The 25,684-nt window shown below is 48.6% G+C and carries 27 protein-coding genes and 1 riboswitch; of the genes, 24 read left to right on the top strand and 3 right to left on the bottom strand.

The features are described from left to right. The first annotated feature begins 11 nt into the window (after positions 1-11). The 3 genes from CZ379_RS22255 (at position 12) to CZ379_RS22245 (ending at position 2,304) form a co-directional block, all read left to right on the top strand. Positions 12-383, top strand: a complete 372-nt coding sequence (locus CZ379_RS22255) for a DUF350 domain-containing protein (protein ID WP_110934510.1) — start codon at positions 12-14, stop codon at positions 381-383. A 127-nt stretch (positions 384-510) separates the two neighbouring features. Beyond that, complete coding sequence (locus CZ379_RS22250) at positions 511-1,047, top strand: hypothetical protein (protein WP_110933620.1); 537 nt, start codon at positions 511-513, stop codon at positions 1,045-1,047. A 69-nt stretch (positions 1,048-1,116) separates the two neighbouring features. Beyond that, a complete protein-coding gene (locus tag CZ379_RS22245) occupies positions 1,117-2,304 on the top strand; it encodes an MFS transporter (protein ID WP_110933619.1) in 1,188 nt (395 codons plus the stop codon). A gap of 21 nt (positions 2,305-2,325) precedes the next feature. Here the strand turns inward: CZ379_RS22245 and CZ379_RS22240 are convergent, their stop codons facing one another. After that, positions 2,326-3,570, bottom strand: a complete 1,245-nt coding sequence (locus CZ379_RS22240; protein WP_110933618.1) for an NAD(P)/FAD-dependent oxidoreductase — start codon at positions 3,568-3,570, stop codon at positions 2,326-2,328. Positions 3,571-3,774: 204 nt separating this feature from the next. Between CZ379_RS22240 and CZ379_RS22235 the strand changes: the two genes are divergently transcribed. The 10 genes from CZ379_RS22235 to CZ379_RS22190 all read left to right on the top strand — a co-directional run bounded on the left by CZ379_RS22235 (position 3,775) and on the right by CZ379_RS22190 (position 10,942). Next, positions 3,775-4,008 carry a hypothetical protein gene (locus CZ379_RS22235; protein ID WP_110933617.1) on the top strand — a complete coding sequence of 78 codons (234 nt, stop codon included), beginning with the start codon at positions 3,775-3,777 and terminating at the stop codon, positions 4,006-4,008. Between the two features lie 32 nt (positions 4,009-4,040). After that, on the top strand, positions 4,041-4,433 hold the full coding sequence (locus CZ379_RS22230) for a spore coat protein (RefSeq protein ID WP_110933616.1): 393 nt from the start codon (positions 4,041-4,043) through the stop codon (positions 4,431-4,433). A 189-nt stretch (positions 4,434-4,622) separates the two neighbouring features. Then, positions 4,623-5,123: an Lrp/AsnC family transcriptional regulator gene (locus CZ379_RS22225; RefSeq protein WP_110933615.1), complete on the top strand. Its 501-nt coding sequence runs from the start codon at positions 4,623-4,625 to the stop codon at positions 5,121-5,123. A gap of 13 nt (positions 5,124-5,136) precedes the next feature. Next, positions 5,137-6,339, top strand: coding sequence for an aminotransferase class I/II-fold pyridoxal phosphate-dependent enzyme (locus CZ379_RS22220; RefSeq protein ID WP_110933614.1), 1,203 nt, complete (start codon positions 5,137-5,139; stop codon positions 6,337-6,339). 127 nt (positions 6,340-6,466) lie between these two features. Beyond that, a complete protein-coding gene (locus tag CZ379_RS22215) occupies positions 6,467-6,739 on the top strand; it encodes an aspartyl-phosphate phosphatase Spo0E family protein (RefSeq protein WP_234404980.1) in 273 nt (90 codons plus the stop codon). A gap of 182 nt (positions 6,740-6,921) precedes the next feature. After that, on the top strand, positions 6,922-7,497 hold the full coding sequence (locus CZ379_RS22210) for a cob(I)yrinic acid a,c-diamide adenosyltransferase (protein WP_110934508.1): 576 nt from the start codon (positions 6,922-6,924) through the stop codon (positions 7,495-7,497). Then, on the top strand, positions 7,494-8,468 hold the full coding sequence (locus CZ379_RS22205) for an RluA family pseudouridine synthase (RefSeq protein ID WP_110933613.1): 975 nt from the start codon (positions 7,494-7,496) through the stop codon (positions 8,466-8,468). Before CZ379_RS22210 ends, CZ379_RS22205 begins: the two co-directional genes overlap by 4 nt. Positions 8,469-8,547: 79 nt before the next feature. Then, positions 8,548-8,910, top strand: coding sequence for an arsenate reductase family protein (locus tag CZ379_RS22200; RefSeq protein ID WP_110934507.1), 363 nt, complete (start codon positions 8,548-8,550; stop codon positions 8,908-8,910). Between the two features lie 33 nt (positions 8,911-8,943). Beyond that, positions 8,944-9,846 carry a 5'-3' exonuclease gene (locus CZ379_RS22195; protein ID WP_110933612.1) on the top strand — a complete coding sequence of 301 codons (903 nt, stop codon included), beginning with the start codon at positions 8,944-8,946 and terminating at the stop codon, positions 9,844-9,846. Continuing rightward, positions 9,839-10,942, top strand: a complete 1,104-nt coding sequence (locus tag CZ379_RS22190) for a phosphodiester glycosidase family protein (protein ID WP_110933611.1) — start codon at positions 9,839-9,841, stop codon at positions 10,940-10,942. Before CZ379_RS22195 ends, CZ379_RS22190 begins: the two co-directional genes overlap by 8 nt. Before the next feature lie 145 nt (positions 10,943-11,087). Here the strand turns inward: CZ379_RS22190 and CZ379_RS22185 are convergent, their stop codons facing one another. Continuing rightward, on the bottom strand, positions 11,088-11,390 hold the full coding sequence (locus tag CZ379_RS22185) for a DUF3055 domain-containing protein (protein ID WP_110933610.1): 303 nt from the start codon (positions 11,388-11,390) through the stop codon (positions 11,088-11,090). Between the two features lie 266 nt (positions 11,391-11,656). Between CZ379_RS22185 and CZ379_RS22180 the strand changes: the two genes are divergently transcribed. Next, positions 11,657-12,664, top strand: a complete 1,008-nt coding sequence (locus tag CZ379_RS22180; RefSeq protein WP_407668690.1) for an HRDC domain-containing protein — start codon at positions 11,657-11,659, stop codon at positions 12,662-12,664. Positions 12,665-12,751: 87 nt separating this feature from the next. On the opposite strand, the gene corA is transcribed toward CZ379_RS22180, so the two are convergent. Further along, positions 12,752-13,687: a magnesium/cobalt transporter CorA gene (corA, locus tag CZ379_RS22175; RefSeq protein ID WP_110933609.1), complete on the bottom strand. Its 936-nt coding sequence runs from the start codon at positions 13,685-13,687 to the stop codon at positions 12,752-12,754. 446 nt (positions 13,688-14,133) lie between these two features. Beyond that, positions 14,134-14,257: riboswitch (SAM riboswitch) on the top strand. 135 nt (positions 14,258-14,392) lie between these two features. Between corA and metA the strand changes: the two genes are divergently transcribed. The 10 genes from metA (at position 14,393) to CZ379_RS22130 (ending at position 25,680) form a co-directional block, all read left to right on the top strand. Next, positions 14,393-15,328, top strand: coding sequence for a homoserine O-acetyltransferase MetA (metA, locus tag CZ379_RS22170; protein ID WP_110933608.1), 936 nt, complete (start codon positions 14,393-14,395; stop codon positions 15,326-15,328). A gap of 19 nt (positions 15,329-15,347) precedes the next feature. Further along, complete coding sequence (locus tag CZ379_RS22165; RefSeq protein ID WP_110933607.1) at positions 15,348-16,535, top strand: aminotransferase class I/II-fold pyridoxal phosphate-dependent enzyme; 1,188 nt, start codon at positions 15,348-15,350, stop codon at positions 16,533-16,535. Beyond that, positions 16,528-17,718, top strand: coding sequence for a trans-sulfuration enzyme family protein (locus CZ379_RS22160; protein WP_110933606.1), 1,191 nt, complete (start codon positions 16,528-16,530; stop codon positions 17,716-17,718). Before CZ379_RS22165 ends, CZ379_RS22160 begins: the two co-directional genes overlap by 8 nt. A 250-nt stretch (positions 17,719-17,968) precedes the next feature. Further along, positions 17,969-19,105: a cyclic dehypoxanthinyl futalosine synthase gene (mqnC, locus tag CZ379_RS22155; RefSeq protein ID WP_110933605.1), complete on the top strand. Its 1,137-nt coding sequence runs from the start codon at positions 17,969-17,971 to the stop codon at positions 19,103-19,105. Positions 19,106-19,233: 128 nt separating this feature from the next. Further along, a complete protein-coding gene (locus CZ379_RS22150) occupies positions 19,234-20,145 on the top strand; it encodes a putative sporulation protein YtxC (RefSeq protein ID WP_110933604.1) in 912 nt (303 codons plus the stop codon). A gap of 394 nt (positions 20,146-20,539) precedes the next feature. Then, on the top strand, positions 20,540-22,477 hold the full coding sequence (gene thrS, locus CZ379_RS22145; protein WP_110933603.1) for a threonine--tRNA ligase: 1,938 nt from the start codon (positions 20,540-20,542) through the stop codon (positions 22,475-22,477). A gap of 79 nt (positions 22,478-22,556) precedes the next feature. Further along, positions 22,557-23,246, top strand: a complete 690-nt coding sequence (locus CZ379_RS22140; RefSeq protein WP_234404979.1) for a 3D domain-containing protein — start codon at positions 22,557-22,559, stop codon at positions 23,244-23,246. A gap of 105 nt (positions 23,247-23,351) precedes the next feature. Continuing rightward, positions 23,352-23,507 (top strand): hypothetical protein, encoded by a 156-nt coding sequence (locus CZ379_RS26385; RefSeq protein WP_199925734.1) that lies wholly within the window; start codon positions 23,352-23,354, stop codon positions 23,505-23,507. Positions 23,508-23,710: 203 nt separating this feature from the next. Then, a complete protein-coding gene (gene liaF / locus CZ379_RS22135) occupies positions 23,711-24,652 on the top strand; it encodes a cell wall-active antibiotics response protein LiaF (protein ID WP_110933602.1) in 942 nt (313 codons plus the stop codon). Positions 24,653-24,654: 2 nt separating this feature from the next. After that, entirely contained in the window at positions 24,655-25,680 is a 1,026-nt protein-coding gene (locus CZ379_RS22130; protein WP_110933601.1) for a sensor histidine kinase, read from the top strand. The last annotated feature ends 4 nt before the right edge of the window (positions 25,681-25,684 follow it).

Below are 25,684 nucleotides of genomic sequence, written 5' to 3'. Positions count from 1 at the left end.
CGTTTGGGCTAATGATCGGTTACTTATCTATCGCTGTCATGGAGTTGATCGTGTTTCTGTCCTGCTTCGAATTGGTAACCAAGTATCGCTGCTGGCAAGAAATCAAACAAGGGAATATTGCCGCATCGATTGCCACAGGTGGTAAAATATTCGGAATCAGCAACGTAATACGCTATGCAGCAGTTCATACCCCGATCTATGAGTTTATGATTTGGTCTGCGGTTGGGGCTGTGCTGCTGTTTGCAGCTTATATTTTATTTGAATTTCTGACCCCGGTGTTTCGAATCGACGAGGAAATCGCAAATGGAAATGTCGCTGTCGGGATTATAGCGATGTTTGTGTCCGTATCGGTATCTTTTTTGATCGGAGCCTGCATAGGTTAGGGGGTGCGTCATGAGAAATTTTATTAAAAACTTGACTAGTGTTATTTTTGTGGCCGCCATATTGTTTCTAATCGGTGGTATCGTTTTTCTGTGGAAGTCATAATGGGTTAAGAAAGGACGGCTATGTATGGAAACAACGATTTGTCCCTGGTGCCAAACCGAAATAGTCTGGGATGAGGAACTCGGAGCGGAGGAAGAATGCCCTTATTGTCATAATGAGCTTAAGGGCTATAGAACCTTGAATATTCAACTCGGAAACGAGGAGGAGCTCGAGGATGAAGCTGAGCTCGAAGATGGGGCACAAGATGCGGGCTATTGGGAAGAAAGCGATAGTACGCATCTTGAAGCGATTCGCCGCGTTGAGAGCTTTGTGGCTGGAGGTGGCGATTTGCTGGCTTATGAATCGGGCGTGGAAAAGGTGCTGGATGGACAGGATGAAGTGCCGGAATGCCCGCATTGCCGGGAGTATATGCTGCATGTAGGGCAGCAATCGATCACGGACGGCTCGTTTGAGCCTGTCGTGCCCAAGGGAATGTCAAGCCCTTTGCTATTTAACCCAATGAAGCTTAACGTGTACGTTTGTTCTGCCTGCTTCAGCGTAAGTCGTTTTTTGGCTGAGGAGGATCGGAATTCATTGATTCGGACTGTGAGTGAAAAAGCATGATTTTATCATGCTTTTTTCTTTTTTTGGGCATCCTTACTGGGGAAATAAGAACCTGTGGAGGAGCAAGGAATGAAGAGCTCTCTAGACCGACAATGCATTTTGCTGTTAGCCGTCAATAGTTTGTTCGTGCTCGCTGGAGCGCTGTCGGGCACTTTTTTGAATGTATATTTGTGGAAGGCTAAGCAGGATTTCATGATGATCGGCTGGTTTGCCTTCAGTCAGCAGATCGCCATCGGCCTTGCGTTCTGGATTGCCGGCAAATGGGTAAAGGAACGGGATAAAATGATGATTCTACGGCTGGGAATTATCATTTCTGGCATGTTCTATATGCTGGTGCTGTTCACGGGAAACCGAATGGTACAGTATATTTGGCCGCTTGGCCTCGTATCTGGAATTGGGGCAGGGATATTCTGGCTGGCGTTCAATGTCGTTTATTTCGAAGTGACCGATAGAACTAACCGTGATTTGTTTAATGGCTGGGTAGGAATTATGGGATCAGCGATCGGAATCAGCGGCCCATGGCTGTCTGGATGGCTCATATCAACTTTGCCTGGCGAAAAGGGCTACAGATTTATTTTTGCAATATCGTTAATCGTATATGGAATAGGCGTCTTGCTAAGCTTCTGGTTGAAAAAACGGCCAAAGGGAGGCCGCTACCTGTGGCTAGAGCCTATGCGGCGCTTGAGAGCAGGCAGTCCCTGGAGACACGCGGTTCCTGCTTCTATCGCATATGGCCTCAGAGAAGGTGTCTTTTTATTCCTGATTAATTTGCTTGTCTATATAAGCACATCCTCGGAATTGAAGGTCGGACAATATTTGCTGATTACTTCCTTAGTCTCTTTAATCAGTTATTGGGCTGCTGGGAAGTGGCTTGCAGTGCGGCATCGCTACATAGAAATGCTAGTTGGCGCGCTAATGATCACACTGGTTGTCCTGCCAATATTATGGAAGGTAAGCTATACTACCCTGATTATTTTCGGCGTTGGCACAGCATTGTTCATGCCTCTATACATTATCCCGATGATCTCTTCGGTATTCGATTTAATGGGGCGTGATGCGAAAGATGCAGAGCATAGGGTGGAGTTGATTGTCTTGCGGGAAATAAGCATGATGGTGGGAAGATTAGCGGGAATAATTATTTTTATTTGGTTCTATTCCCGCTCGCCCCATATGACAACGATCTTATGGCTGATGGCCGGTCTCGGGGCAGCTCCAGTCGTAAGCTGGTTAGCGATGCGGAGGCTGCTGGCAACCTAGCCCCATAAGGCGATATCGACTTTATGGTCTCCTGCGGTTTGGAGCTGGAGCAGGCCTTGAAGTTCTTGTTGGCGAGAACCACTCCATATCGGGGCGATCCTTGCCCTGGAGCACATCGGTTAGCATTTCGGAGGCAATCATACTGTATACGCTCCCGTTACCTCCATCCCCCTCGAGAAAATAGCAGTTAGGATAACTCGGATGAGTACCGATGAATGGAAGACCGTCCCGACTTTGTCCGAATACGGCTCCCCATGCATATTCCGCCTTCAACTGGCGTTTGCCCGGAAAAAATTGATGCAGCATCTGCAGCAACATCTGTCCTTGATGCAGGTAACGCGCCTCGTCCAATTTTCCACCAGGCAACGATTCATCAAGCCCTCCGATCATAATACGATTGTCCGGCGTTGTTCTCATATACAGATAAGGCCGGGCTGTCTCCCATATGAGACAGCGTTCGAACCAATCGTCAAAATGATCGATGGGTTCAGTCACGGTTACGTAACTGGATGTCAAATAAGAGCCTCTTTCCTTATGAAACTGCTTCGACTCATAACCCACTGCAAAAATAACATGCTTTGCTTTAATTTTGTGCTTTCCGGCCCGGCATAGAACACCGTTTTTTTGAAATTCAAAGCCGGTCGCCTCCGTGTTCTCGTAGACAGAGACGCCCTTGGAGGCAGCAGCCTCGACAAGGCCATGTGCGAAAGCGAAGGGGTTTCCTTCTGCATCTCCATAATTATAAATCGCTCCCGGCTTCTGAAAAGAAAAGCGGGCTGAAATTTCATTCTTCTCCCACCATTCGACAGGGAAATTGTATCTGCGCAGTGCTTCATATTCTTCGCGAAGCGGGTATAAATCTTCCTCTGAACTAGCGAAATAAAGGCTGTTCCTCGAAATGAAATGGGCTTCTTCACTGTGTAAATTCCGGCTAAGTTTCACCAGCTTGCTCACGGCTTCGCGGCACATTTTATAAAAATGAACCCCTGGCTCCTCGCCAAAGGTGTTGATCATCGATACTAGTGTCTTGTCGTTCGAAAATTGCATTAAACCGGTATTCGCCAAAGTGCTATCAGTCGCCACGGCTCCTTTTTCGATCAGCGCGGCATTAATGCCGGATTCAGCAAGAAGATAGGCGCATAACGCCCCGCCGACGCCCCCCCCTATAATCAGACAATCACATGATATGTTTTGCTGGAGCGCTGGATATTCCGGAAGATAAGGCATGGTGTCCAGCCACGAAAATTTACCGCTATGCAGCTTCATAATCAGCCATTGCTCCTTTGTCATAGTATTCATAATGCCGGAAGGCTAAGCTGTTACGCTACTTATTGCTACTTAAAAGAATGTGCAAAAAAGAACGGCATATGTATAAAGTTTGTACATTTCACTGCGTTTACATATCCAGGGGGCTCCTGGACATAATATGCCTGAGTGTAAATGCAACCAACTTTCAGGAGGGAATCCTACATGAATGCTTCACAAATGCAGTCGTTATCGGCTAAAGAATTAGAGTATATTTCCGATTCGATTTCCAATGAGGAAATGCTGCTTAAATTAACGGCGGCGGCTTCCGCTGTATCGCAGCATTCGGACATTAAAAATGCGATTACAAGCCAAATGCGCACCCATGAGCAGCATATTAACCAGCTCATTCAAGCAATTTCGCAGCATCAGCCGCTCGCTCCAACACAGGCCCATTAAATTTAATTCAATATCCAACAGGAGGAATATCCGTGACACCAACTTCTCAATTTCAGAATGCAAACCTGCTTCCAGAGGAAGATTTGCTGAATGTCGTTTTGGCTGATTTGAAAAGAACCGTACGGGAATATACGACAGCGACGACAGAATCTGCATGCCCTTCTGTTCGTCAAATGTTTACTCAGTTGACGGACAGCACATTGCAGCTTCAAGGGCAATTGTTCCAAATGATGAGCAGCCACAACATGTACACCGCTCCTTCGAAGGCTATGCGCACCGAGGTAGACAAGAAGCTGCAGGAGGCACAGCAGACCCAGCAGAAAGCTCAGCAGTTCGTCCAGCAGCGCACGGCTCAGTTTAATGGCAATATACAGGCCTCCCCGCCTAATTCGCAGCCAGGCATGGGGAATCACAATTACAGTTAATTAACCCATTATTGGCAACCTTCAAGCACAGCCAGTGTAGGAACCGTCCGTCTAAGGGAATGCCTTCCCGAAACGGACGGTTTTTCTTTGCAGGATTCCTAAATTCATGTAATATAAGAATTAAATTTAGATTCCGATGGGCATGAGGATAATCATTCCGTTCATCGGAACAGCGCTGGAGGATGAAGCATGAAACCACTTAGTGAATTGAAGCTGAAAGTGCTGGATCTTTTGAAAGAAGATGCCCGGAGAAGCCCGGCTCTATTGGCAACCTTGCTTGGTGTAACTGCGGATGAGGTAACCGCGGCGATCACGGAGCTTGAGGAAGACAACGTCATTGTGAAATATGCGACGGTCATCAACTCGGGCAAATTGGACGATGAGAAGGTGACTGCGCTGATTGAGGTGCAAATTACACCGGAGCGAGGGCGAGGGTTCGAAGCTATTGCCGAACGGGTCTATTTATTCCCCCAAGTCAAATCAGTATATCTCATGTCAGGAGCCTACGATTTGCTTGTTGAGGTCGAGGGACGCACATTGAAAGAGGTGGCGAGCTTTGTCTCCGATAAGCTATCAACGCTGGATTCCGTGCTTTCGACGAAGACGCATTTTATACTCAAGAAATACAAACAGGACGGCATTATCTTCGAAGATCCCGAAGAAGATCGCCGTCTCATGATTTCTCCGTAAAGGAAGTTATGTTATGACCGTACAATCGCAACAACAATCCGACAAATCGATGTTATCTTATTTAGCTCCCCGGGTGAGAGAAATCCAGCCTTCCGGTATAAGGAAGTTCTTCGATCTTGCGAGCGGCAGTAAAGATATCATCACCTTAGGCGTGGGCGAGCCTGATTTCATTACACCTTGGCATGTCCGGGAAGCTTGCGTCTATTCATTGGAAAGAGGTTACACGAGTTATACTTCCAATGCTGGTACGCCGGAGCTGAGGGAAGCCATTGCAGAGTACTTGTACAACGGCTTCGAGGTGAAGTATGACCCTAAGGATGAAATACTGGTCACGGTGGGCGGGAGTGAAGCGATTGATTTGGCGCTTCGCGCGCTGATTGAGCCAGGGGATGAAATACTTGTTCCCGCTCCCTGCTACATCTCTTATTCGCCGATTTCTTTCATAAGTGGAGGCATTCCCGTTGAAATCGAGACTTACGCGAAGGACAATTTTAAGCTCAAGGCAGAGCATCTGCAAGCCAAAATAACTCCAAAGTCCAAGGTGCTTATCTTGAACTATCCTAGCAATCCGACCGGTGGAATCATGACCTATGAAGACTGGCTTCCGATTGCAAAATTAGTTGAAAAGCATGATCTGATCGTTATTTCCGATGAAATTTATGCCGAGCTGACTTATGGAGGAAAGCATGTTAGCTTTGCAGCTCTTCCGGGAATGAAAGAGCGTACGATTCTCGTCAACGGCTTCTCCAAGGCATTTGCGATGACCGGCTGGCGGATGGGCTATGCTTGCGGCCATCCTGAATTGATTTACGCCATGCTCAAGATTCATCAGTATACTGTCATGTGTGCACCCGTGATGGGACAGGTAGCTGCCTTAGAAGCGCTCAAGAACGGATTGGAAGAGAAGGATCAGATGGTCGAATCCTATAATCAGCGGAGAAGGCTGATTGTCCAAGGGCTTCGGGATATCGGTTTATCATGTCATGAACCGCAAGGGGCTTTTTACGCTTTTCCTGGTATAGAAACTACTGGACTTAGCTCGGATGAATTTGCTCAGCGTCTGCTTATGGAGGCTAAAGTGGCAGCAGTTCCCGGCACTGCTTTTGGTGCGGGCGGCGAAGGCTACCTGCGCTGCTCATATGCGACTTCGGTCAATCAAATCAATGAGGCTCTTGACCGGATGGGCCAATTCGTTCATAAATTGAAACAAGGCTAAGCTTCCGAGGAACTATTTAAATGGGGGTATTTAACAAATCTTTCATTTATTAATTGATCTAGCTCCAATAATCATGTTATAATTTGATTTTGGAAGAGGCTTGAAGTTTCTCAGGGAGGGATATCTTTTGTTTTGTGGTGAATACAACATGCCGTATACGTATAAGCTGACAGGCGGTCATATTGCTGAAGGCAATGAAACGAATCAATGGATGGACGAAGAAGGCCGGAGGACATCACCACAAGCATTGACACTGGAGGATGAAATTCAACAGCTCCGCACTCGAATGGAAGAAATTTTTCTAGTGGAGAAGTCTTTTACCTCAGATATTGTCATCGAAATAAGCAGTTTGCTTGATTTAAAGATCAATGAATTCATGAAGAGTCAGAAAGTGAAATAATGAAGGCTCCTCTATCGATAATGTTTTGTACAAAGAGGTGATCCGTTTGCGGGTCGCCTCTTTTGCGCACGCAACTTGATTCGCATGCAGCCACTTCGGCTGGTTATCGGCGGGATGATTTATGGTATATTGGAGTTAATTGATTTTGAGGAAACAGGAAAATGCGTGAATGGGGGATAATGGTGAAATTATACACTAGAAGCGGCGATATGGGACAGACCTCCATCATCGGCGGCAGAGTAGATAAAGACGATGCACGGATCGAGGCTTACGGAACTATTGATGAACTGAATAGCTTTGTTGGTCAGGCTGCAAGCTTAATCGAATCCGATTCCGAGGCATTCGGAGATCTTAAGGAGGAACTGCTGCAAATCCAGCACGAGCTGTTCGACTGCGGCTCTGATTTGGCTTACGTCAAATTGAGCGAGGATCGGTATAAAGTCGGAGCCGAGCCAGCTGCGCGGCTGGAAGCATGGATTGATCGCCATGAAGCCGGCAATCCACGGCTGGAGAAATTCATCTTGCCGGGAGGGACTACCTTGGCAGCTGCGCTTCATGTATGCAGAACCGTATGCCGCCGGGCCGAGCGCAGGGCGGTTACTTTGGGCAGGCAGCATGAGGTGAATGCGGCTGTCCTGACTTATTTAAATCGGTTGTCGGATTATTTCTTCGCTGCAGCTCGTACGGCAAATGCCCGCAAGCAAGTCGAAGATACGGAATATGTGCGCAGTGCAAAGGTGTTTGGTCGAAAATCATGAGGCTGTACTATGACCCGATTATATATATAGTAACGGATGAAGAAGATGGCTGGCAGCTCAAGAAGGTTCTGCAGCGGCGGCTTGGCGTGTCCAGAAAGCTGCTGTCGCGGTTGAAGCTGACCGAGAAGGGGATCACGCTGAATGGTGAAAGAGTGTATATCAGCGTGCCGGTGAAGAGCGGGGATATCGCTGCAATTACTCTAGAGAAGGAGACTTCGGAGGACATATTGCCGCAGCCCATCCCATTTGACCGTATTTATGAGGACGAAGCTCTGCTAATCGTGAATAAAGCGTCCGGAATCATTGTTCATCCAACACATGGTCATTATACGGATACTTTAGCGAATGGAGTCGTTCATTATTGGCAGGAAAAAGGGGAGATGTTCCGTTTTCGGCCCGTGCACCGGCTGGATCAGGAGACTAGCGGCGTGCTGGCCATTGCCAAAAATGCTTACGTGCATCAGCATATTTCCGAGCAGATGATCGCAAATCAGGTGGAGAAGAAATATATAGCGTTCGTGCATGGAACACCAGACCCGCTTGAAGGGACGATTGACGGACCGATCGATCGTGATCCTGAGGAGCCGCATCGGCGTATCGTTACTCCGTCCGGCTACCCGGCGCTGACCTATTATACAACGGTTCAGATTTTGGGGCCTGCTTCCAAGGTTGAGCTCCAGTTGGGAACAGGCAGAACGCACCAAATTCGTGTGCATATGACCTCGATCGGCCACTCGCTTATTGGGGATAAGATGTATCAGGGAGCGAGAGCAAGCAATGATCTTGTACCAAATAAGGTTCTATATCATCCCGATCAAGATAAAGGATTGGACGACTTTATCGAGCGTCAGGCGCTTCACGCCTCGGAGCTGGCATTCCGCCATCCATTAACTGGAGAATATATGAGCTTTCATGCTCCGTTTCCGCCGGATATGGTACGCTTGGAGCAAGCCTTGAGCGGTTCAGTATAACTGCATAGCGAAGGCTTGTGCAGCTGCTGTGCGCATTATTAACATAGACAATGTGAATTGGATCAGGAGGTTTTACATGATGAGTAAGCTAATCGTTTATCAATATCCCAAATGCGGCACCTGCCGAAATGCGGTGAAGTGGCTGGAGGCGCAAGGCCATGATTTAGAGCTGCGTCATATTAAGGACGCGCCTCCGAGCGAGCAGGAGTTATCGGAATGGATTGACCTGAGCGGACTAGAGTTGAAGAAGTTTTTTAATACGGCTGGAGAAGTGTATAGGCAGGAAGGATTAAAGGACAAGCTGCCAAACTTGTCGCGTGAGGAACAGATCGCATTGCTGGCTTCTAACGGCATGCTGATCAAGCGTCCTCTTGTAAGCGACGGGAAGCAGGTAACGGTTGGCTTTAAAGCGGAGGAATACGAACGGGTATGGGGCAAATAGCAACCAGCTTGATTACAGCAGGGAGAGAGTAATTTGACAGTTGTACAGAATGAAAAAGAGAGCATATTGCTTGTGGATGGCATGGCGCTGATGTTTAGGGCTTATTATGCTTCGGCAGCCACGGGGTATATTCGCAGAACGAAGGCCGGATTGCCGACGAATGCGGTATATGGCTTCATGAGATATTTCTGGGATGCGGTGCAGAAATTTAATCCGACTCATATTGCCTGCTGTTGGGATCTTGGCAGCAAGACGTTCCGGACGGAGCAATTCGCGGCCTACAAAGCGAACCGCTCAGAAGCTCCGGGTGACCTGATTCCCCAATTTTCAGTCATTCAGGACGTGATGGACAGCCTCGGAATACCGAACATAAGCGCGCCCGGATATGAAGCTGACGATTGTATCGGAACGCTTGCCGCACGCTTTGGCACGTCCAACATGGACGTTTTTATTTTGACGGGCGATCACGATATGCTTCAATTGGTGAATGAAACGACAAGCGTAATTATTATGAAAAAAGGCCACGGCAATTATAGTGTTTATACCCCTCAAAGCTTAATGGAGGAGAAGCAGATTACTCCTGCGCAAATCGTTGATCTTAAAGGATTGATGGGGGATACAAGCGACAATTATCCCGGCGTGCGGGGGATCGGCGAGAAGACTGCGTTGAAGCTGGTGTTGGAATATGACTCTGTAGAGGGTGTACTGAACAATTTGGACAAGCTGTCCAAATCGATTCGCGCCAAGATTGAGGCTGATCTCGACATGCTGCATTTATCCAGGCAGCTTGCGGAAATTCGCTGCGATGTCGAATTGGTATGTGATCAGGAGGCCTGCCGTTTTGAGCTGAATCATGCGCAGGTTGCCGCCAAGTTCGAAGAGCTGGAGATGGCAAGCATTTGCAATTGGATGGGGGTAGCGGCGGCGAATGAGTAACCAGAAGTGGAAGGGCTGGGCTTCGGTCTTCATGGCTATTCTCACTATAATAGCTGTGATCAGTCCCAGTGCAGGAAATGCGGCGGCAGCTCAGCGGCCGACCATTAAGCAAGAGACGAAGAAGGTAAAAGTCGGGAATAAGAGCTTTACGGTGCAAACCGTACGCATCCCGAAAGGCACGCCCGTTACGGTAGGCCTAGCGAAGGGACAGGTCGGCAGCACGGAGGATTTTGCTGCGATCATTAGAAGGTATGGTGCGGAGGCAGCGATTAATGGCGCCTTCTTTGAAGCGTACGGCGGGCCGCCGGATCCATATGGGACGCTTATCGCGAATAACGTAGCGATGCATAAAGGTGGAAATGGCACAACGATCGGCTTTAAGAAGGACGGGACGGCCATCATGGATGAGCTTCGCATTTCCATCACGGGTACGGTTCTTTCCCCGGAAGGGAGCTCCAAGGGATGGTATGCCACGTTTATGAACCGGACACCGCTTGCGGGAAGCAGCACGAGCATCATGTTTACGCCGGCTCGCGGCAGTAAGGTCGGATTCTCCGGCGGAATTGCAGTTACAATCGATGAGGGCAAGGTTGTCAGAAATGAGGTCAATGCGAATGCTGCAATTCCGAAGAACGGGTATGTACTTATCTTTACCGGGACAGAGAAGAGCTCGGCGGATCGCTTTACGGTTGGTAGCGAAGTGAACCTGACCATTAGTTATAAGAATGCAGAGGGTGAATCGCTGCCTGCTTGGGAGGAGGTAGTTACCGCCGTTGGCGCTGGCCCGCGTCTGGTGAAGGATAGCAAGGTGGCATTAAATGCGGCAGCCGAGGGCTTTAACGATGCAAAAATTTTGACGAGCTCGGCGGCCCGAAGCGGCATCGCCATTCTGCAGGACGGATCCATTATGCTGGCTACCGTTCCTGGAGCGACGATGAAGCAATGGGCGGATATTATGAAAGCGCTGGGTGCGAAGCAAGCGATGAACTTGGATGGGGGCGCCTCTTCCGCTCTGTACGGGGGAGGGAAAGTGCTAACCAATGCCGGTCGGCAGCTTAGCAACACGTTGGTATTCGGATCAGGCTTAAAAAACTGATGTATATGTAAAAGAGGGTTTCTCCGGGGGAGAATTCCATGCATATTTGTCTACCGCCAAGGCCTTGGCGGTAGATGCCGTTATACTTGGATTAAAGGCTTCGCGTCCGGACAGGTCTCACGACTTGCCAGCAAGAGTAGCCGTTTTAGTCGGTGAAGTAAGCATCGCCTACAACCTGGTATAGGAAGGATTTCAGTTCTTCGGCCTCCTCCTCCTCAAGATTGTAGACATGCTCCAGATATCCTTCTTCTTCCAGGTCATCTGTACCTAGAATCGCAGTCTTGCCGTTTTGTAAATCCGTTACGAGCTTTTTTCCGTAGAAGCGGTTCGTTGTAGTAACAGCCAGATCAAAGCGCTTAAGGGACTCTCCAATAAAAGTCACGAACCTCGTAGAGGTGCTTTCTGTACTGTCGGAAAGGAAATCCAACTCCTTGTGTTGGTCAGTCATTGATTTTGCCTCCTTGTACGATTTGTGCGTATTCAACAAAGTCAATCTATTGCTCCTAGACATTATAGCGGATAAAGAGGGCTTATGGGGAAAAACATCTCAGGCATTGACAGTTGATTGAAAAATGGTATCATTGGAAATAACAGTATATGAATGGAGGAAGCACCTCTTCTGTATTTTTACAGAGGGGGTGCTTTTTTGCGTGCATTTTCGAAAGACAGGATCTCGGGATGTCCGTTCAATACTGAACTTAAAGGAGGGGAAGAATGGTGCGGATCATATTTTTGAACAGCTTGGAGAAGCGAGAGGCGGGTGCTGTCGTCGGCAGCGCGCAAGTATGGATGGGAGAGGAAGACAGCATGTGGCGCATGGGATGGAATGAAATTACGGCCGAAGGGGAGCAGGAGTATATATGGTATGAGGGCTCATCCTGGTCCGAGATGCTCCATGTGTATCGCCATCGTTTGGTCATTAAGCTGGGGGAAGGCTTCCAGCCTACGATCGAGGGGATCTGGGAGGAAAAAGAACAGCTTCGCGGCAAATCGATGATCGCCCAGAAGCTGATCTGCTATAGCGAACATCACGAGAACGAACCGTTCTATGCCGAGCTGGGCAATTGGAGAAGGAAGAAGGCCGCCGTGGATCGGAAGGCACCGTACTTAATCGCGAGCAATCGCTTGCTCAGGCTGATTAGCGCCTTCTTACCACATACGCTGGAAGAGCTGCTGCAGCTCCCTGGAGTAGGACAGAATAAAGCAGCTGAGTTTGGAGAGGAACTGCTTGCAATGACTCGCAACCAAGCCCGGACGACCACTTTTCCATTAGATTGGGTAGAGGAGGCTGTGGATCAGGAGACACTGCGTTCCTGGATGTATAAGCAGAAAGAAGTAAAGTTCCGCGCCGAGATGGAGAAATATGGGGTACGCCGAAGGCTGCTTGAAGGAATCGCTGAAGGCCTCAACGTGGAACAGATTCGTGAGCGGGTCGCTTTGGGCCGCAGGGAGATCATTGAAATGCTCGAGGAGCTGGAGAAGGATGGATACAACACGGAGCAGCTGGTCAAGAGCGAACTGGAGGAGATGCCTGATCCAGAACAGACAGCGGTCATGCAGGCTTATGAAGAACTCGGAGATGCTTTTTTGAAGCCAGTGCTGCAGCGGGTGTATGGCCAGGAGGCGGCAGAAGCCGAGGAGCGGGAACTGCTCTATGAACGGCTCCGCCTTATTCGAATCCGTTTCCGCAGGGACAGAAGCAGTGTTCGAGACGTAGGATAACGGGAGCAGCTAAGGCTTTCAATTGTACAAAAGTAAAAGGACGAAAGCCCATTCCGTTGTTCGGAAGCTTTCGTCCTTGTTCAACCTTCAAATCCAGTCCCGCTTGCGGAACAAATAATACATCCCGGCACCGAGAACGATCATGATCCCAAGCACCACGTAATAAGAATATTTCCAGTGCAGTTCAGGCATATTGTCAAAGTTCATTCCGTATATACCTGTAATTAAGGTCAGCGGAATGAATATCGTCGTGATCGCTGTGAACACGCGCATAATCTCGTTCGCTCGGTTAGCGATCGAGGACTGGTAGGCTTCCCGCAGGTTGCCCATCAGTTCGCGGAACGTCTCGAAGTTCTCCGAGATTTTTACGGCATTCTCATAAATATCGCTGAAATATTTCTGTAGCTGATCATCGATCAGACGCAAATCCTTCTTGTTTAAAATATTGATGACTTCCTTTTGCGGTCCCAGCATCTTCTTCAGCCACAAAATCTCACTTCGCAGACCTATAATTTCGCTAAGATGGGAACGCTTCGTATGCATCAGAATATCCTCTTCAAGCTTCTCGATCTTCGCTTCGATCCGATCGCTGACCGTAAAGTAATTGTCCACGACGAGGTCAATGAGCAAGTAGAGGAAGCGGTCAGGTTCGCTTACTTCCTGCTCCCACAAGATCGGTTTTACCGCACGGAGTTCGTTGATTTTCTGTTTGGTTACCGTAATAATGTAATGACGGCCGAGAAAGATATTCAAGGCCCTCAGAAAAATTTCTTCATCATCGAAGCGAATGCTGTTTACGACAATGAAATAATGGTTGTCGTATGTTTCTATTTTCGGACGCTGCTCTTCTTCCGTTAAGCAGTCCTCTACAGCCAGATCATGCAGAAAGAACAGCGGCTGCAAAATTTTGAGATCCTCACCGTCCGCATCGATCCAATAAAAGCCTTCCTCGGGTGCTGTAGTTGTTAGCTCCACATTATCAACCGTTGTAAATACGCCGTCTTTAACATGACGAATTTTCAAAGGTGTCACTCTCCTTTTCCCCAATCCTGTCGGATTATTATGCTCTACCGAGAGCATAGGAAAAGGATCAGCAGCCGGTAACGCCTGAACAGGCGTTTTTATAAAAACACCGGGAAACGAAAACGAAAGAGCCCCAAATCATCCGTGAGCGCTCTGCTGATCAATTTCCTATGCCATTGTTGTTGTGGGGCAGTTCTCTGCGGACTCGGGTCGCCTTCCATAGTCGGTTTCACCTCTTTACCTTATTGGTTTTTTACACTTGTCTAGTATAACCCTGACATATGACATGATCAAGCCATTCTCACATACGCGGGGCTATTTTTCAGCTTATGGCGAAAGAGGGCGGATGGTGAACATTCAACGCTAGGTTCTTGACGTAAGTCTCTTTATACATTAAAGTGTTCTCAGGGACCTGAAGCGTTCCATAAATAATTAAATATGGCGAAATCTTATCAAGAGCAGGTGGAGGGACAGGCCCGATGATACCCGGCAACCGGCGATTTAATCGTACGGTGCTAATTCTTGCAGAACCGCCAAGCGGCAGCGCTTGCGGTCTCTGAGAGATGAGAGAGGCGCATTCATAATAATAATGAAGACCTTTCTCTAAGTGAGAAAGGTTTTTCTTTATAATGAATGCGTCCGCTTTCTACTATAGGATGACTGCGCACACAACAATGTTTGTTCAAAGAAGGAGTTGAAGAGAGTATGCCAATTAAGGTTCCTGATCATTTACCGGCAAAAGAAATACTGGAGAACGAGAACATATTCGTGATGGATGAATCACGGGCTTATCGGCAAGACATACGTCCGCTGCGAATCGCCATCCTGAACCTGATGCCCACGAAGGAAACGACCGAATCGCAAATCTTGCGTCTGCTCGGGAATACGCCGCTGCAGGTGGAAATCGTCCTTCTTCACCCCCGTTCCCACACGTCCAAGAATACGCCGGCGGAGCATCTTGAAATGTTCTATAAGACATTCGACGAAATCAAGTCGCGCCGTTTTGATGGATTGATCATTACGGGCGCCCCGGTCGAGCAGTTGGAATTCGAACAAGTAAATTATTGGGAAGAGCTGAAAGGGATCTTTGAGTGGAGCAAGACGCACGTCACTTCAACCCTGCATATTTGTTGGGCTTCCCAAGCCGGATTGTACTACCATTATGGAGTCAGAAAGATTCCACTTGTGGAAAAATGCTTTGGCGTATTCTCGCATACGGTGAACATTCCAAATGTCAAACTGCTCCGAGGCTTCGATGAGGTGTTTCAGGTGCCTCATTCCCGGCATACGGACGTTGAACGCAGTGACATTGAGAAAGTGCCAGAACTCGATATTTTGGCTGAATCCGAAGAGGCGGGCATTTATCTCGTCGCAACGAAAGACGGCAAGCAAATATTCGTAACGGGACATTCGGAATATGATCCTTGTTCATTGAAATGGGAATATGACCGCGATGTGGCAAAAGGGCTGGATGTTGACCTTCCTGTTAACTATTATCCCAATGATGATCCGTCTCGTACGCCGAAGTCTACATGGAGATCTCATGCTAACTTATTATTCTCCAACTGGTTGAACTACTATGTGTATCAAGAAACGCCCTATGACATCGATCAGCAGGGTGGACTCATTTATCATATATAGGTTGTGGAGGGATTGTTAAATGTCAGAGAAGAGGTACCGTATTGAAAGTGTACTTGCACAGATCGGTTCGATCGAAGAGCCGGTTACCGGAGCAGTAAACTACCCGATATATCAGGCAACAGCTTTCCGCCATCCACGACTGGGACAAAGCACTGGATTCGATTATTCGCGTACGAAGAGCCCAACGCGTGCGGTGCTGGAAGAAGCAGCTGCTGCACTGGAGTCCGGGGACGCGGGCTTTGCTTGCAGCTCCGGCATGGCGGCATTGCAGATCGTGTTCACTTTGTTCGCTAGCGGAGATCACTTGATCGTGTCGCTGGATTTGTATGGCGGGACTTATCGTTTGCTGGAGCGGGTGCTGTCCAAGTATGGAGTTACCGCATCCTATGTGGATACGAACGATTTAAGCGCGCTTGAAGATGCCAGGCAGCCTAACACCAAGGCGATATTCATCGAGACGCCAACGAACCCGCTGATGATGATTACGGATATTAGAGCGGTTAGCCAATGGGCCCGTGACCATGGTCTTCTGACCATCGTCGACAATACGCTGCTGACCCCTTTCTTCCAGCGCCCGATCGAGCTTGGCGCCGATATTGTTGTTCACAGCGCTACGAAATATCTGGGAGGACACAATGATGTATTGGCTGGCCTTATTGTTTCCAAAGGAAAGGAACTATCGGAGGAGATAGCCTTCCTTCACAATTCAATCGGAGCGGTGCTTGGCCCGACTGACTCCTATCAGCTTATGCGGGGAATGAAGACGTTGGCGCTGCGGATGGAACGGCATCAGAGCAATGCCCTGGCGATCGCCAAGTATTTGCAAAATCACCCGCAGATAACGGAAGTATTTTATCCGGGGCTGCCGGATCATCCTGGCTATGAGATTCAAAATACCCAGTCGAGCGGCAACACGGGCATCTTCTCCTTTAGAGTCTCCGATTCCCGTTATGTGGACCCGGTGCTTCGTCACTTGAAGCTGATCGCTTTCGCCGAAAGTCTCGGCGGGGTCGAATCTTTAATGACGTATCCAGCCGTACAGACGCATGCCGATATACCGGCTGAAGTTCGCGATGCTGTTGGTGTGGATGATCGCCTGCTGCGCTTCTCTGTGGGGATCGAACATGCGGATGACCTTATCCAGGATCTGGAGCAGGCGTTGGCGGCAGCGCGGGCAGAAGTCGAAGGAGGCAGCAAGAATGAGTGATCAAGGCAGCGCTAATGATTTTTCCGATGCAGGGAAAAAAGATAAGAAATTTGATACGAAGCTGATTCATTTCGGCGGGGAAGTTGACAGCGCGACAGGGGCATCGAGCGTGCCGATCTATCAAGCGTCCACCTTCCATCATCATGATATTTATACCCCCCCTTCTTATGATTACAGCAGGTCGGGCAACCCAACGAGGCAAGCGCTGGAGGAGTATATTACGGTGCTTGAAGGCGGTCAGCGAGGCTTTGCATTTTCCAGCGGCATGGCAGCGATCTCGACAACCTTTATGCTGTTCTCGGCCGGCGACCATATCATCGTTACGGAGGATGTGTACGGAGGTACATATCGTCTACTGACAGGCATTCTGAATCGTTTGGGGATCGAAGCAACCTTTGTTGATATGACGCAGATCGATGAAGTGAAGGCCGCGCTTAAACCGAACACTAAGGCCGTTTATCTTGAAACGCCGTCCAACCCAACGTTGAAAATTACCGATATTGCTGTAGTGACGGAATGGGCACATGCCCACAGCTTGCTCAGCATTCTCGATAATACGTTCATGACGCCTTACTATCAGCGGCCGATTGAACAGGGTGTTGATATCGTACTGCACAGCGCTACTAAATTTTTAGGCGGGCATAGTGATGTTTTGGCAGGTCTTGCCGTGACCAGAACGGAATCGCTTGGCCGCAAGCTGAAATATATGCAGAACGGCCTTGGCACGGTGCTGGGAGTCCAGGACTCCTGGCTGCTGATGCGCGGAATGAAAACGCTTGGCGCACGCATGGCGCACAGTGAGAAGAGTGCCGGCAAGCTAGCTGAATGGCTAAGCGGGCGCAGCGATATTGAGGCGGTATTCTACCCTGGCCTGGCCAACCATCCGGGACGGGAAATTCATGAGAAGCAGTCCACGGGTTACGGGGCTGTCGTGTCCTTTGATGTCGGCTCCGGAGAACGGGCCAAGCAGGTGCTTAGCGGTGTTACGATACCGCTTGTAGCTGTCAGCCTTGGGGCTGTTGAGAGCATTCTGTCCTATCCGGCGATGATGTCCCATGCATCCATGCCGCAGGAGGTTCGTCATGAGCGCGGCATTACCGATGGCTTGCTCCGCTTCTCGGTAGGTCTTGAGGATATCGATGATCTTATCGCCGATTTGCAACAAGCATTGACGCAAAGCTAGAAGCAGGAAGTCAGAGGTTAGAATCTAGAGATAAAATAAATAGTAGATGAAGGTTAGAAGTATTGCGGCTTTTAGAGTAAATTGGCTTTGAATGTAGGAACAGCATCCGATCTTGGCTCGGGTGCTGTTTTTCCGTCCGGATTATGTTACGATAAAACCGTGCTATTTAATTTCAAAATATTAGATATTTAAATCAGGGCAAGTGAGATAGAGCTCAAAGATCATTTTTAGGGAAAAGGGGAGGCAGCCCATGACTGCAATTGACGACATACTAGACAAAGCGCTCCGAGGAGAACGTCTTAACCTGGAGGATACGATCGCTTTATTTGAATCGGATGAAGTAGAGAAAATGGGGCACGTGGCTAACGTCGTGATGGAACGGATGCATCCCGAGCCGATCTCGACCTTCGTCATCGGGCGGAACGTCAACTATACGAACGTGTGTGATGTATACTGCCGGTTTTGTGCCTTTTACCGTAGACCGGGCTCAGAAGAAGGCTATGTGCTGCCAGACGAGGTCATTTTTCAGAAAATTCAAGAGACCATCGATGTAGGCGGTACCGAAATATTAATGCAGGGCGGCACGAATCCGAATTTGTCGTTCAGCTATTATACGGATTTGCTTAAGGCGATCAAGCAAAGATTCCCGGAGATCACGATGCACTCTTTCTCACCGGCAGAGATTTTGAAGATGAAGGAAGTATCGGACGGCTTGTCTCTGGAAGAGGTTGTGCGGCAAATTCACGAAGCTGGTCTTGATTCCTTGCCGGGCGGGGGAGCAGAGATTCTCGATGACCGAACGCGTCGCAAAATCAGCCGCCTGAAGGGATCCTGGAGAGACTGGATGGACGTCATGCAGACGGCCCATCGTGTCGGCATGAACACGACCGCCACAATGGTTATCGGTTTTGGCGAATCGATGGAGGAGCGCGCGCTGCATCTGATGCGTGTCCGGGATGCTCAGGACGAATGCCTACAGAACGGCTATGATTCCGAGGGCTTCCTCGCCTTCATTCCGTGGACGTTCCAGCCGGATAATACAAATTTGAAGCGGGAAAGACAGACTCCACGGGAATATTTGAAGACCGTGGCGATCAGCCGAATTGTGCTGGACAACATTAAGAACATTCAATCATCCTGGGTGACCATGGGGCCTGAAATCGGCAAGCTGTCGCTTCAATACGGCTGCAACGATTTCGGCAGTACAATGATTGAAGAGAACGTCGTCTCTTCCGCAGGCGCAACGTACAAAGTCAATATTGAATCCATACTGTCCATCATTCGCGAGGCCGGCAAAATCCCTGCTCAGCGGAATACGAAATATGAAATTTTGCGCGTGTTTGATCAAGGCAGCCAGGTCGAGAAAGACTTCGTCATGCAGAACTAATATACTTCGTGATCAAAAGGTAAACTGTCAAAACTAAGGAATAGCTGTGGATGTTTCCATGACCCGCCCCGTATATCTGCTTCCTTCTCACCATATACTTTGAGAAGGAAGCGGAAAGGGGCGAGTTCATGGATTTTTTTACGATTGGCACGAATGTCGGATCCGCCGTGTTAGCCAATCAATTCGGCAATTATATGAAGCGGCTAACCAAGAGTTTACATAAGGCGAGCGTAAAATCCGATTTTGTATATATGCCCAAACATTCAAGAGTAGAATGGAGTATGAGCCTTCGTCCCAAGAAGGGAGCTCAATCCGAGGAGCGTAACAGCAAGATCATGGATGATATCGCCCTCGTTGTCGCGGAGTATGTTGTCGATGTCAGAGAGCCGGGAATCATTCGCAAAATCTTAACGAAGGATTATGAACTCAATGAAAGCGAGAAACAGGCCGTTGAAGCGATTTGCCACAAATTTCTGGGCATGGAGGAAGGACAGGCCGAGGCCAGAAAAGCACGTCTGATGCTTATAGAAACGGCTTTTCATGAAATGATTGAAGGACAACAGCGCACTCTGGATCTTGACGGCTTTATTACGTTTAGGCTGCAAAATTACGGAATGAAGCTGCGGGAAATGGTCGATTATGCGGTGGAGGAATTCTTGCTGGATAAGCAGTATGAGGATTTTATCGAACTGCTGCAGTACTTCGTGTATTTTCAAGAGCCGCTAACTCCGTTTATTCACGTCATGCATAAGCGTGGCAGTGAATTTATCATCCTAAACGAAAGGCTGAAACAGATAGAAGCTTCCTCAGGCGATGTGGTCATGCGGATGGCTGACCAGGAATTGCAGATGGAGGATGTCATCGTTAGTACGCTGATTTCCTTGTCTCCGGAGCGGATACTGCTTCATACCCGGGATCCGGAAGCCTTGGCGATTACGACGATCCGGCGCATTTTCGGCGAGCGGGTACAGCTATGCTTGCGTTGCCCGCAATGCAAGGAATTCCATCAAGGAACGAGACAGCGCGACTTGGTAACATAGTTTACGGGGCGTGGGGTTCTTGACGATATATGTGGATAGCATTATAATTACAAATATTCAAGTGAAAAGCGTTGACAAAGACATGAACCAGAAAGTCGAACGATACAGAGAGAGGGAACGCAGGCTGGAATTCCCTTCAGAGTCGGTTTTGGTTTACCCCTTTGTAGCTGTGTTCCCGAACTCTTAGCATTTACGGCTCAGAAATTAAGGAATGCCGGTTCATTACCGTTACATAATGCCTAAACAAGGACTTTTCCATGGCTGTGTCCTGCAGCCTTGAACAGTCGAATGAGGGTGGAACCACGGGTATATAACGCTCGTCCCTTTCCGGGACGGGCGTTTTTTGTTTGTCCGCTCCCGGCCATGAATGACGATAATAAGGGAGGAACAAGAAGTGGCAGTATCAATTTCTTTACCGGACGGCTCGGTTCGGGAGTATGCAGACGGAAGTACTTTGGAGGATGTAGCTGCATCGATTAGCAGCGGCTTGCGCAAAAATGCGCTTGCAGGGAAAATTAACGGAGCAGCTGTGGATTTGAGAACGCAGCTTACGGATGGAGCAGCTGTTGAAATCATCACGCCGGACTCCAAGGACGGTCTTGAAATTATGCGGCATAGTACGGCTCACCTCATGGCCCAGGCGGCCAAGCGTTTGTATGGCAACAAGGAAGTTAAGCTGGGCATCGGCCCGGTCATCGAGGATGGCTTCTACTATGACATGGATTTGGAGCATCCGATCAATCCGGAGGATTTGCAGAAGATTGAGAAGGAAATGGAACGGATTATCGGCGAGAACCTGCCGATTACCCGCCGAGAAGTAAGCCGGGATGAAGCGGTAGCGATCTTTACTGAGCTGGGCGATCCGTATAAATTAGAGCTGATTCGCGACTTGCCTGAGGACAGCGTGCTGTCCATTTACGATCAGGGTGAATTTTTCGACCTCTGCCGCGGTCCGCACGTGCCTTCTACAGGCAAAATCAAGGTTTTCAAGCTGCTGAGCGTAGCGGGTGCCTACTGGCGCGGGAACAGCGACAATAAAATGCTGCAGCGTATTTACGGCACGGCTTTCTTCAAAAAAGCCGAGCTGGATGAGCATTTGCATTTGCTAGAGGAAGCTAAGAAGCGCGATCACCGTAAGCTTGGCAAAGAGCTGAGCGTCTTCACTTTCTCGAATCTCGTTGGTCAGGGCCTGCCGATTTGGCTGCCAAAGGGCGCTACCTTGCGCCGTACGCTGGAAAGATACATTGTAGATATTGAAGAACGCCTTGGGTATCAGCATGTCTACACTCCTGCTCTAGGCAATGTGGAATTATATAAAACCTCCGGACACTGGGAGCATTATCAGGAGGATATGTTCCCGAGCATGGTGATGGATAACGAGGAGCTTGTACTCCGGCCGATGAACTGCCCGCACCATATGATGGTATATAAGAGTGAGATGCACAGCTATCGCGATCTGCCGATTCGGATCGCTGAGCTCGGCCTGCAGCATCGTTACGAAATGTCCGGGGCGCTGACTGGTCTGCATCGCGTTCGTGCGATGACGCTGAATGATGCTCATATCTTCTGCCGTCTGGATCAGATTAAGGACGAGTTCAAGCGAGTGCTCGCTTTAATCGCGCAAGTGTATAAAGATTTCGGAATTAACGATTACCGGTTCCGCTTGTCCTATCGTGATCCGGAAGATACAGAGAAGTACTTCCAAAATGATGAAATGTGGAATACAGCTCAGCGCATGCTGCGTGAAGTTGTCGAGGAAGAAGGTCTTCCATTCTTCGAAGCCGAAGGCGAAGCGGCATTCTACGGACCAAAGCTGGACGTGCAAATTAAAACTGCGCTCGGCAAGGAAGAGACGCTGTCCACTGTGCAAATCGACTTCCTGCTTCCAGAGCGCTTCGAGCTCGAATATGTAGGGGATGACGGCGCTAAGCATCGTCCGGTCGTGCTTCATCGCGGAATCCTCGGCACGATGGAACGCTTTACGGCCTTCCTGCTGGAGAATTTTGCTGGCAATCTGCCGCTCTGGCTGGCTCCTGTTCAAGCGAAAGTCATTCCTGTTTCCGGGGCTTTTGAAGATTATGCGCGTGAAGTAGAAGAGAAGCTGCTCGCTGGCAGAATCCGCGCCGAAAGCGATCTTCGCAACGAGAAGCTAGGCTATAAGATCCGTGAAGCTCAGCTGGAGAAGATACCATATATGTTCGTTGTCGGCGAAAATGAGCAAAGAGAGGGAACCGTCTCCGTGCGCAAGCGCGGCGAAGGCGATCTTGGTGCGAAATCGTTGGAAGAAGTAGTTTCCTTGCTGCAAAACGACATTCAAAATCATAAGATTTAAGGAAATAACCGAAGCAATGGCGAAGGTATAAACTTTGGCGCATGTGGACATCCTCTGGAATAAGGGAGGAGATTGTCACATGCGCCAAACTATTTTTTGGGAACGACTTGGTATGTGTATTACGCTAATATTCATGCTTGTAGTTTTGTTGAGTAAGGATAATACGATATATGCCAATCCGGCACGGCAACATGAATTCAAACAAGTCGCGGCGATGAATACGTTCAAAACGACCGCTGTATTAGCTCGGCAGGGAGTAGTTCCTAAGCCGATATATATTTCAAGCTCATCGACAAACCACGAGCAAGCTAAAAGAGCCAATGCTGAAGAAAAGGCTACTAAAGCCCAGTTTGAGACAGTAAAAGTAGTCGCAACCGGTTATACCGCCGGTTATGAGTCTACAGGTAAACGCCCTAACCATCCGGGATATGGGATTACTTATTCCGGAGTAAAGGTGCGAAGAGACAAAGACACCATTTCTACCATTGCAGCCGACTTAAAGGTGTTTCCACTCGGGACGATTTTGTATATACCCGGATACGGTTATGGTGTTGTAGCTGATAAAGGCTCGGCCATTAAAGGAAACAAAATCGACCTGTACTTTAAAACCACTAAGCAGGTCTTCAAAGAATGGGGCAAAAAGGAAGTAGAGGTTCAAGTGATTCGTAAAGGATCGGGAAAGCTGACGGAGGACATGTTCCGTGAGCTAGGCAAAGCGCTGGAGGTCAATAAGGAAATTCCGGAGGATTTTTGGGATAGGGCAATATGATTTGTGATTTGTATAATTTCACTCCCCAGGTTGCATAATACGAAATGCATCCATGCAGTCACTGCATTTCCATGTATGTGACAGGGCTAAGGGAGGTGAAATAAAATGGCAAATCAAAAAAAGGCAGTTTCTCCAGGCTACAAAACACCAAATGAAAAATACAATGCTGAATTCGCTGAAGAGAACAATGCAACGATTGCTCAAAAAGCGAAAGCTTCCCGAAATGCAGCTTCTAATCCAAGCTCTCAAAGCGGAAAATAATGTTGGAAAGAGCGTCCTGCCACAGGACGCTCTTTTTGTTTTGGATGATTCAGGAGTTTATTTCAAACCATCCAATAATAGGAACCATCTCGGTCTCGGGACCGAGCTGACTTTCAACCTCTCGTCGCTGTTCCTTCCTTGCAGGATGTTGTACACTAAAATCAGATTAAAGCTCGTGCTTCATATGATGGAGGGATTAGAAAATGAAGAACGGAATGTCAGGCAGAATTATTGGAGGATTCGTGCTTATTGCGATCGGTGTCGTTTTTTTATTGAATCAGCTCGGCTTCACCGATATTAGTATCGGATATTTATTTTCGACCTATTGGCCCGTATTTATGATTTTGGCCGGAATATTAACTCTTGTGAATAGAGAACGTGGAGATTCAAATTTCATTTGGAGTCTAGTCTTAATTGCATTAGGCCTGTTCTTTCTAGGCAAAAATTTAGGCTATCTGCATATCAGCCCTTCGGATTTCTTTAAAATGTTTATACCGGTTATGCTCATTATCGCTGGCCTGTCAATTCTGTTTAAGCCGCGTGACAGATCGCGAAATAAGGAGGAGCTGCCCAGGACGCCGCCGCCACCGGTTGATAATCCGTTCGAGGCTCCGATCGATCCAGCTTTCCACCCTGAGATGGAGTCGCCGCTCGATAAAATCTTTGGAACGACGACCAAGACGGGAGCGGATCAGGAGGAAAAACAGTACGGAGATAACATGAACTACGGCAAGTTCCAACAAGGCACTAACACTGGGAAACGGGAAGTTCTTACGAAGGCCGGGTTCATCGGGGATGTTCATCTCGGACAAGATTATTTTCAGCTGCAGCCAATGAATATATCCCATTTTATCGGGGACACCATTATCGATTTGACGAAAGCGCAAATTCCCTACGGAGAGACGAAGATTACGGTCTCCGCATTCATCGGCGACGTGAAGGTGTTTATACCTGAGGATATGGACATCGGCATCACGGCAACCTCAAGCGCGCTCATCGGCGATTTGAAGGTGTTGTCGCAGAAGCGTGGAGGCTTCTTGAGCAATGTAAATGCACAGTCGCCGCATTACGGCGAAGCTGGCAAGCGGATCAAACTGGTCGTCAGCGTGTTTGTCGGCGACGTAAAAGTGAATATGGTGGGCTGATTATGATCGTGCAGCGTATATTAAAAAATACAAAATGGGAGCTGCTGCTCTTCTTCCTGTTGACGGGAAGTCTGACGGCAGTGGCTCTGTACGTCGGCTCGATCTTTGGAGCCGTCATTGTCATTGATCCTCGGGTATGGATTTATATCATCGCGGGGATTCTCGTGTTTACACTTATCATCGGATATATTGCCGGGCAGCGGATTCAGCGACGTCTTGATTCGCTGCATTTAAACATGCTCCAGGTGGCGAAAGGGAATTTATCCGTACGCATGCCGGATACGGTAGATCAGACATTTTCGGGGGTTTATCAGGAATTTAACAATATGACAGAGGCTGTTGAGAAGAAAATGAAGCTGCTGCAGCAGTTTGGCGAGCAGGAAGTGATCGAGAAGGAACAGGCCGCAGAGAAGGCGGTGCTTGAGGAACGCAGAAGGCTTGCGCGTGATTTGCATGATACGGTAAGCCAGCAGTTATTTGCCATACATATGGCCGCCTCTTCTTTGCCGAAAGTACTGGAAATGAACGAAGCTAAGGCCCAGGTTGTACTTGAGCAATTAATCCAAATGTCCAACATGGCTCAGAAGCAGATGCGCGCGCTCATTGCCCAGCTGCGGCCAATGGAACTGGTGGGCAAGACGCTGGCCGAGGCGCTGGATCAGTGGTTCCCCGATTATTGCCGCCAGAACGGTCTTAGGGGAATGAAGGATATGGATCTTCAGGGCGATATATCTGAAGCCAAGGAGCATCAGTTGTTCTTAATCGTACAAGAGGCGATGGCGAATATCGTCAAGCATTCCGGGGCGAAGCTGGTCAGTCTGTCGTTAAGGGAAGGACCGCGGCAAGTTGTACTGAGCATTAGCGATGATGGACAGGGCTTCAGCAATGGAGTGCAGAAGCAAGGCTCCTATGGATTAACAACGATGAAGGAACGCGCGGAGAAGCTGGGCGGCAATGTCGAAATCATTAGCAAGCCCGGGGCAGGTACGACGATTCGCGTTCATATTCCGAAGTTCGAAGATGAATAGAAGG

Source organism: Paenibacillus bouchesdurhonensis (assembly GCF_900155685.1).
Lineage (GTDB): Bacteria > Bacillota > Bacilli > Paenibacillales > Paenibacillaceae > Fontibacillus > Fontibacillus bouchesdurhonensis.
The sequence above is the reverse complement of the archived record's forward strand: the minus strand, read 5'-3'. Positions and strand labels throughout refer to the sequence as shown.

What these genes read in the sequence shown, in the direction of transcription:
- CZ379_RS22255 (WP_110934510.1), top strand. Translation starts at nt 12, where the DNA reads ATGATCGGTTACTTATCTATCGCTGTCATGGAGTTGATCGTGTTTCTG.
- CZ379_RS22250 (WP_110933620.1), top strand. Translation starts at nt 511, where the DNA reads ATGGAAACAACGATTTGTCCCTGGTGCCAAACCGAAATAGTCTGGGAT.
- CZ379_RS22245 (WP_110933619.1), top strand. Translation starts at nt 1,117, where the DNA reads ATGAAGAGCTCTCTAGACCGACAATGCATTTTGCTGTTAGCCGTCAAT.
- CZ379_RS22240 (WP_110933618.1), bottom strand. Translation starts at nt 3,570, where the DNA reads ATGAAGCTGCATAGCGGTAAATTTTCGTGGCTGGACACCATGCCTTAT.
- CZ379_RS22235 (WP_110933617.1), top strand. Translation starts at nt 3,775, where the DNA reads ATGAATGCTTCACAAATGCAGTCGTTATCGGCTAAAGAATTAGAGTAT.
- CZ379_RS22225 (WP_110933615.1), top strand. Translation starts at nt 4,623, where the DNA reads ATGAAACCACTTAGTGAATTGAAGCTGAAAGTGCTGGATCTTTTGAAA.
- CZ379_RS22220 (WP_110933614.1), top strand. Translation starts at nt 5,137, where the DNA reads ATGACCGTACAATCGCAACAACAATCCGACAAATCGATGTTATCTTAT.
- CZ379_RS22205 (WP_110933613.1), top strand. Translation starts at nt 7,494, where the DNA reads ATGAGGCTGTACTATGACCCGATTATATATATAGTAACGGATGAAGAA.
- CZ379_RS22200 (WP_110934507.1), top strand. Translation starts at nt 8,548, where the DNA reads ATGAGTAAGCTAATCGTTTATCAATATCCCAAATGCGGCACCTGCCGA.
- CZ379_RS22190 (WP_110933611.1), top strand. Translation starts at nt 9,839, where the DNA reads ATGAGTAACCAGAAGTGGAAGGGCTGGGCTTCGGTCTTCATGGCTATT.
- CZ379_RS22185 (WP_110933610.1), bottom strand. Translation starts at nt 11,390, where the DNA reads ATGACTGACCAACACAAGGAGTTGGATTTCCTTTCCGACAGTACAGAA.
- CZ379_RS22180 (WP_407668690.1), top strand. Translation starts at nt 11,657, where the DNA reads ATGGTGCGGATCATATTTTTGAACAGCTTGGAGAAGCGAGAGGCGGGT.
- metA (WP_110933608.1), top strand. Translation starts at nt 14,393, where the DNA reads ATGCCAATTAAGGTTCCTGATCATTTACCGGCAAAAGAAATACTGGAG.
- CZ379_RS22165 (WP_110933607.1), top strand. Translation starts at nt 15,348, where the DNA reads ATGTCAGAGAAGAGGTACCGTATTGAAAGTGTACTTGCACAGATCGGT.
- CZ379_RS22160 (WP_110933606.1), top strand. Translation starts at nt 16,528, where the DNA reads ATGAGTGATCAAGGCAGCGCTAATGATTTTTCCGATGCAGGGAAAAAA.
- mqnC (WP_110933605.1), top strand. Translation starts at nt 17,969, where the DNA reads ATGACTGCAATTGACGACATACTAGACAAAGCGCTCCGAGGAGAACGT.
- CZ379_RS22150 (WP_110933604.1), top strand. Translation starts at nt 19,234, where the DNA reads ATGGATTTTTTTACGATTGGCACGAATGTCGGATCCGCCGTGTTAGCC.
- CZ379_RS22140 (WP_234404979.1), top strand. Translation starts at nt 22,557, where the DNA reads ATGCGCCAAACTATTTTTTGGGAACGACTTGGTATGTGTATTACGCTA.
- CZ379_RS26385 (WP_199925734.1), top strand. Translation starts at nt 23,352, where the DNA reads ATGGCAAATCAAAAAAAGGCAGTTTCTCCAGGCTACAAAACACCAAAT.
- liaF (WP_110933602.1), top strand. Translation starts at nt 23,711, where the DNA reads ATGAAGAACGGAATGTCAGGCAGAATTATTGGAGGATTCGTGCTTATT.
- CZ379_RS22130 (WP_110933601.1), top strand. Translation starts at nt 24,655, where the DNA reads ATGATCGTGCAGCGTATATTAAAAAATACAAAATGGGAGCTGCTGCTC.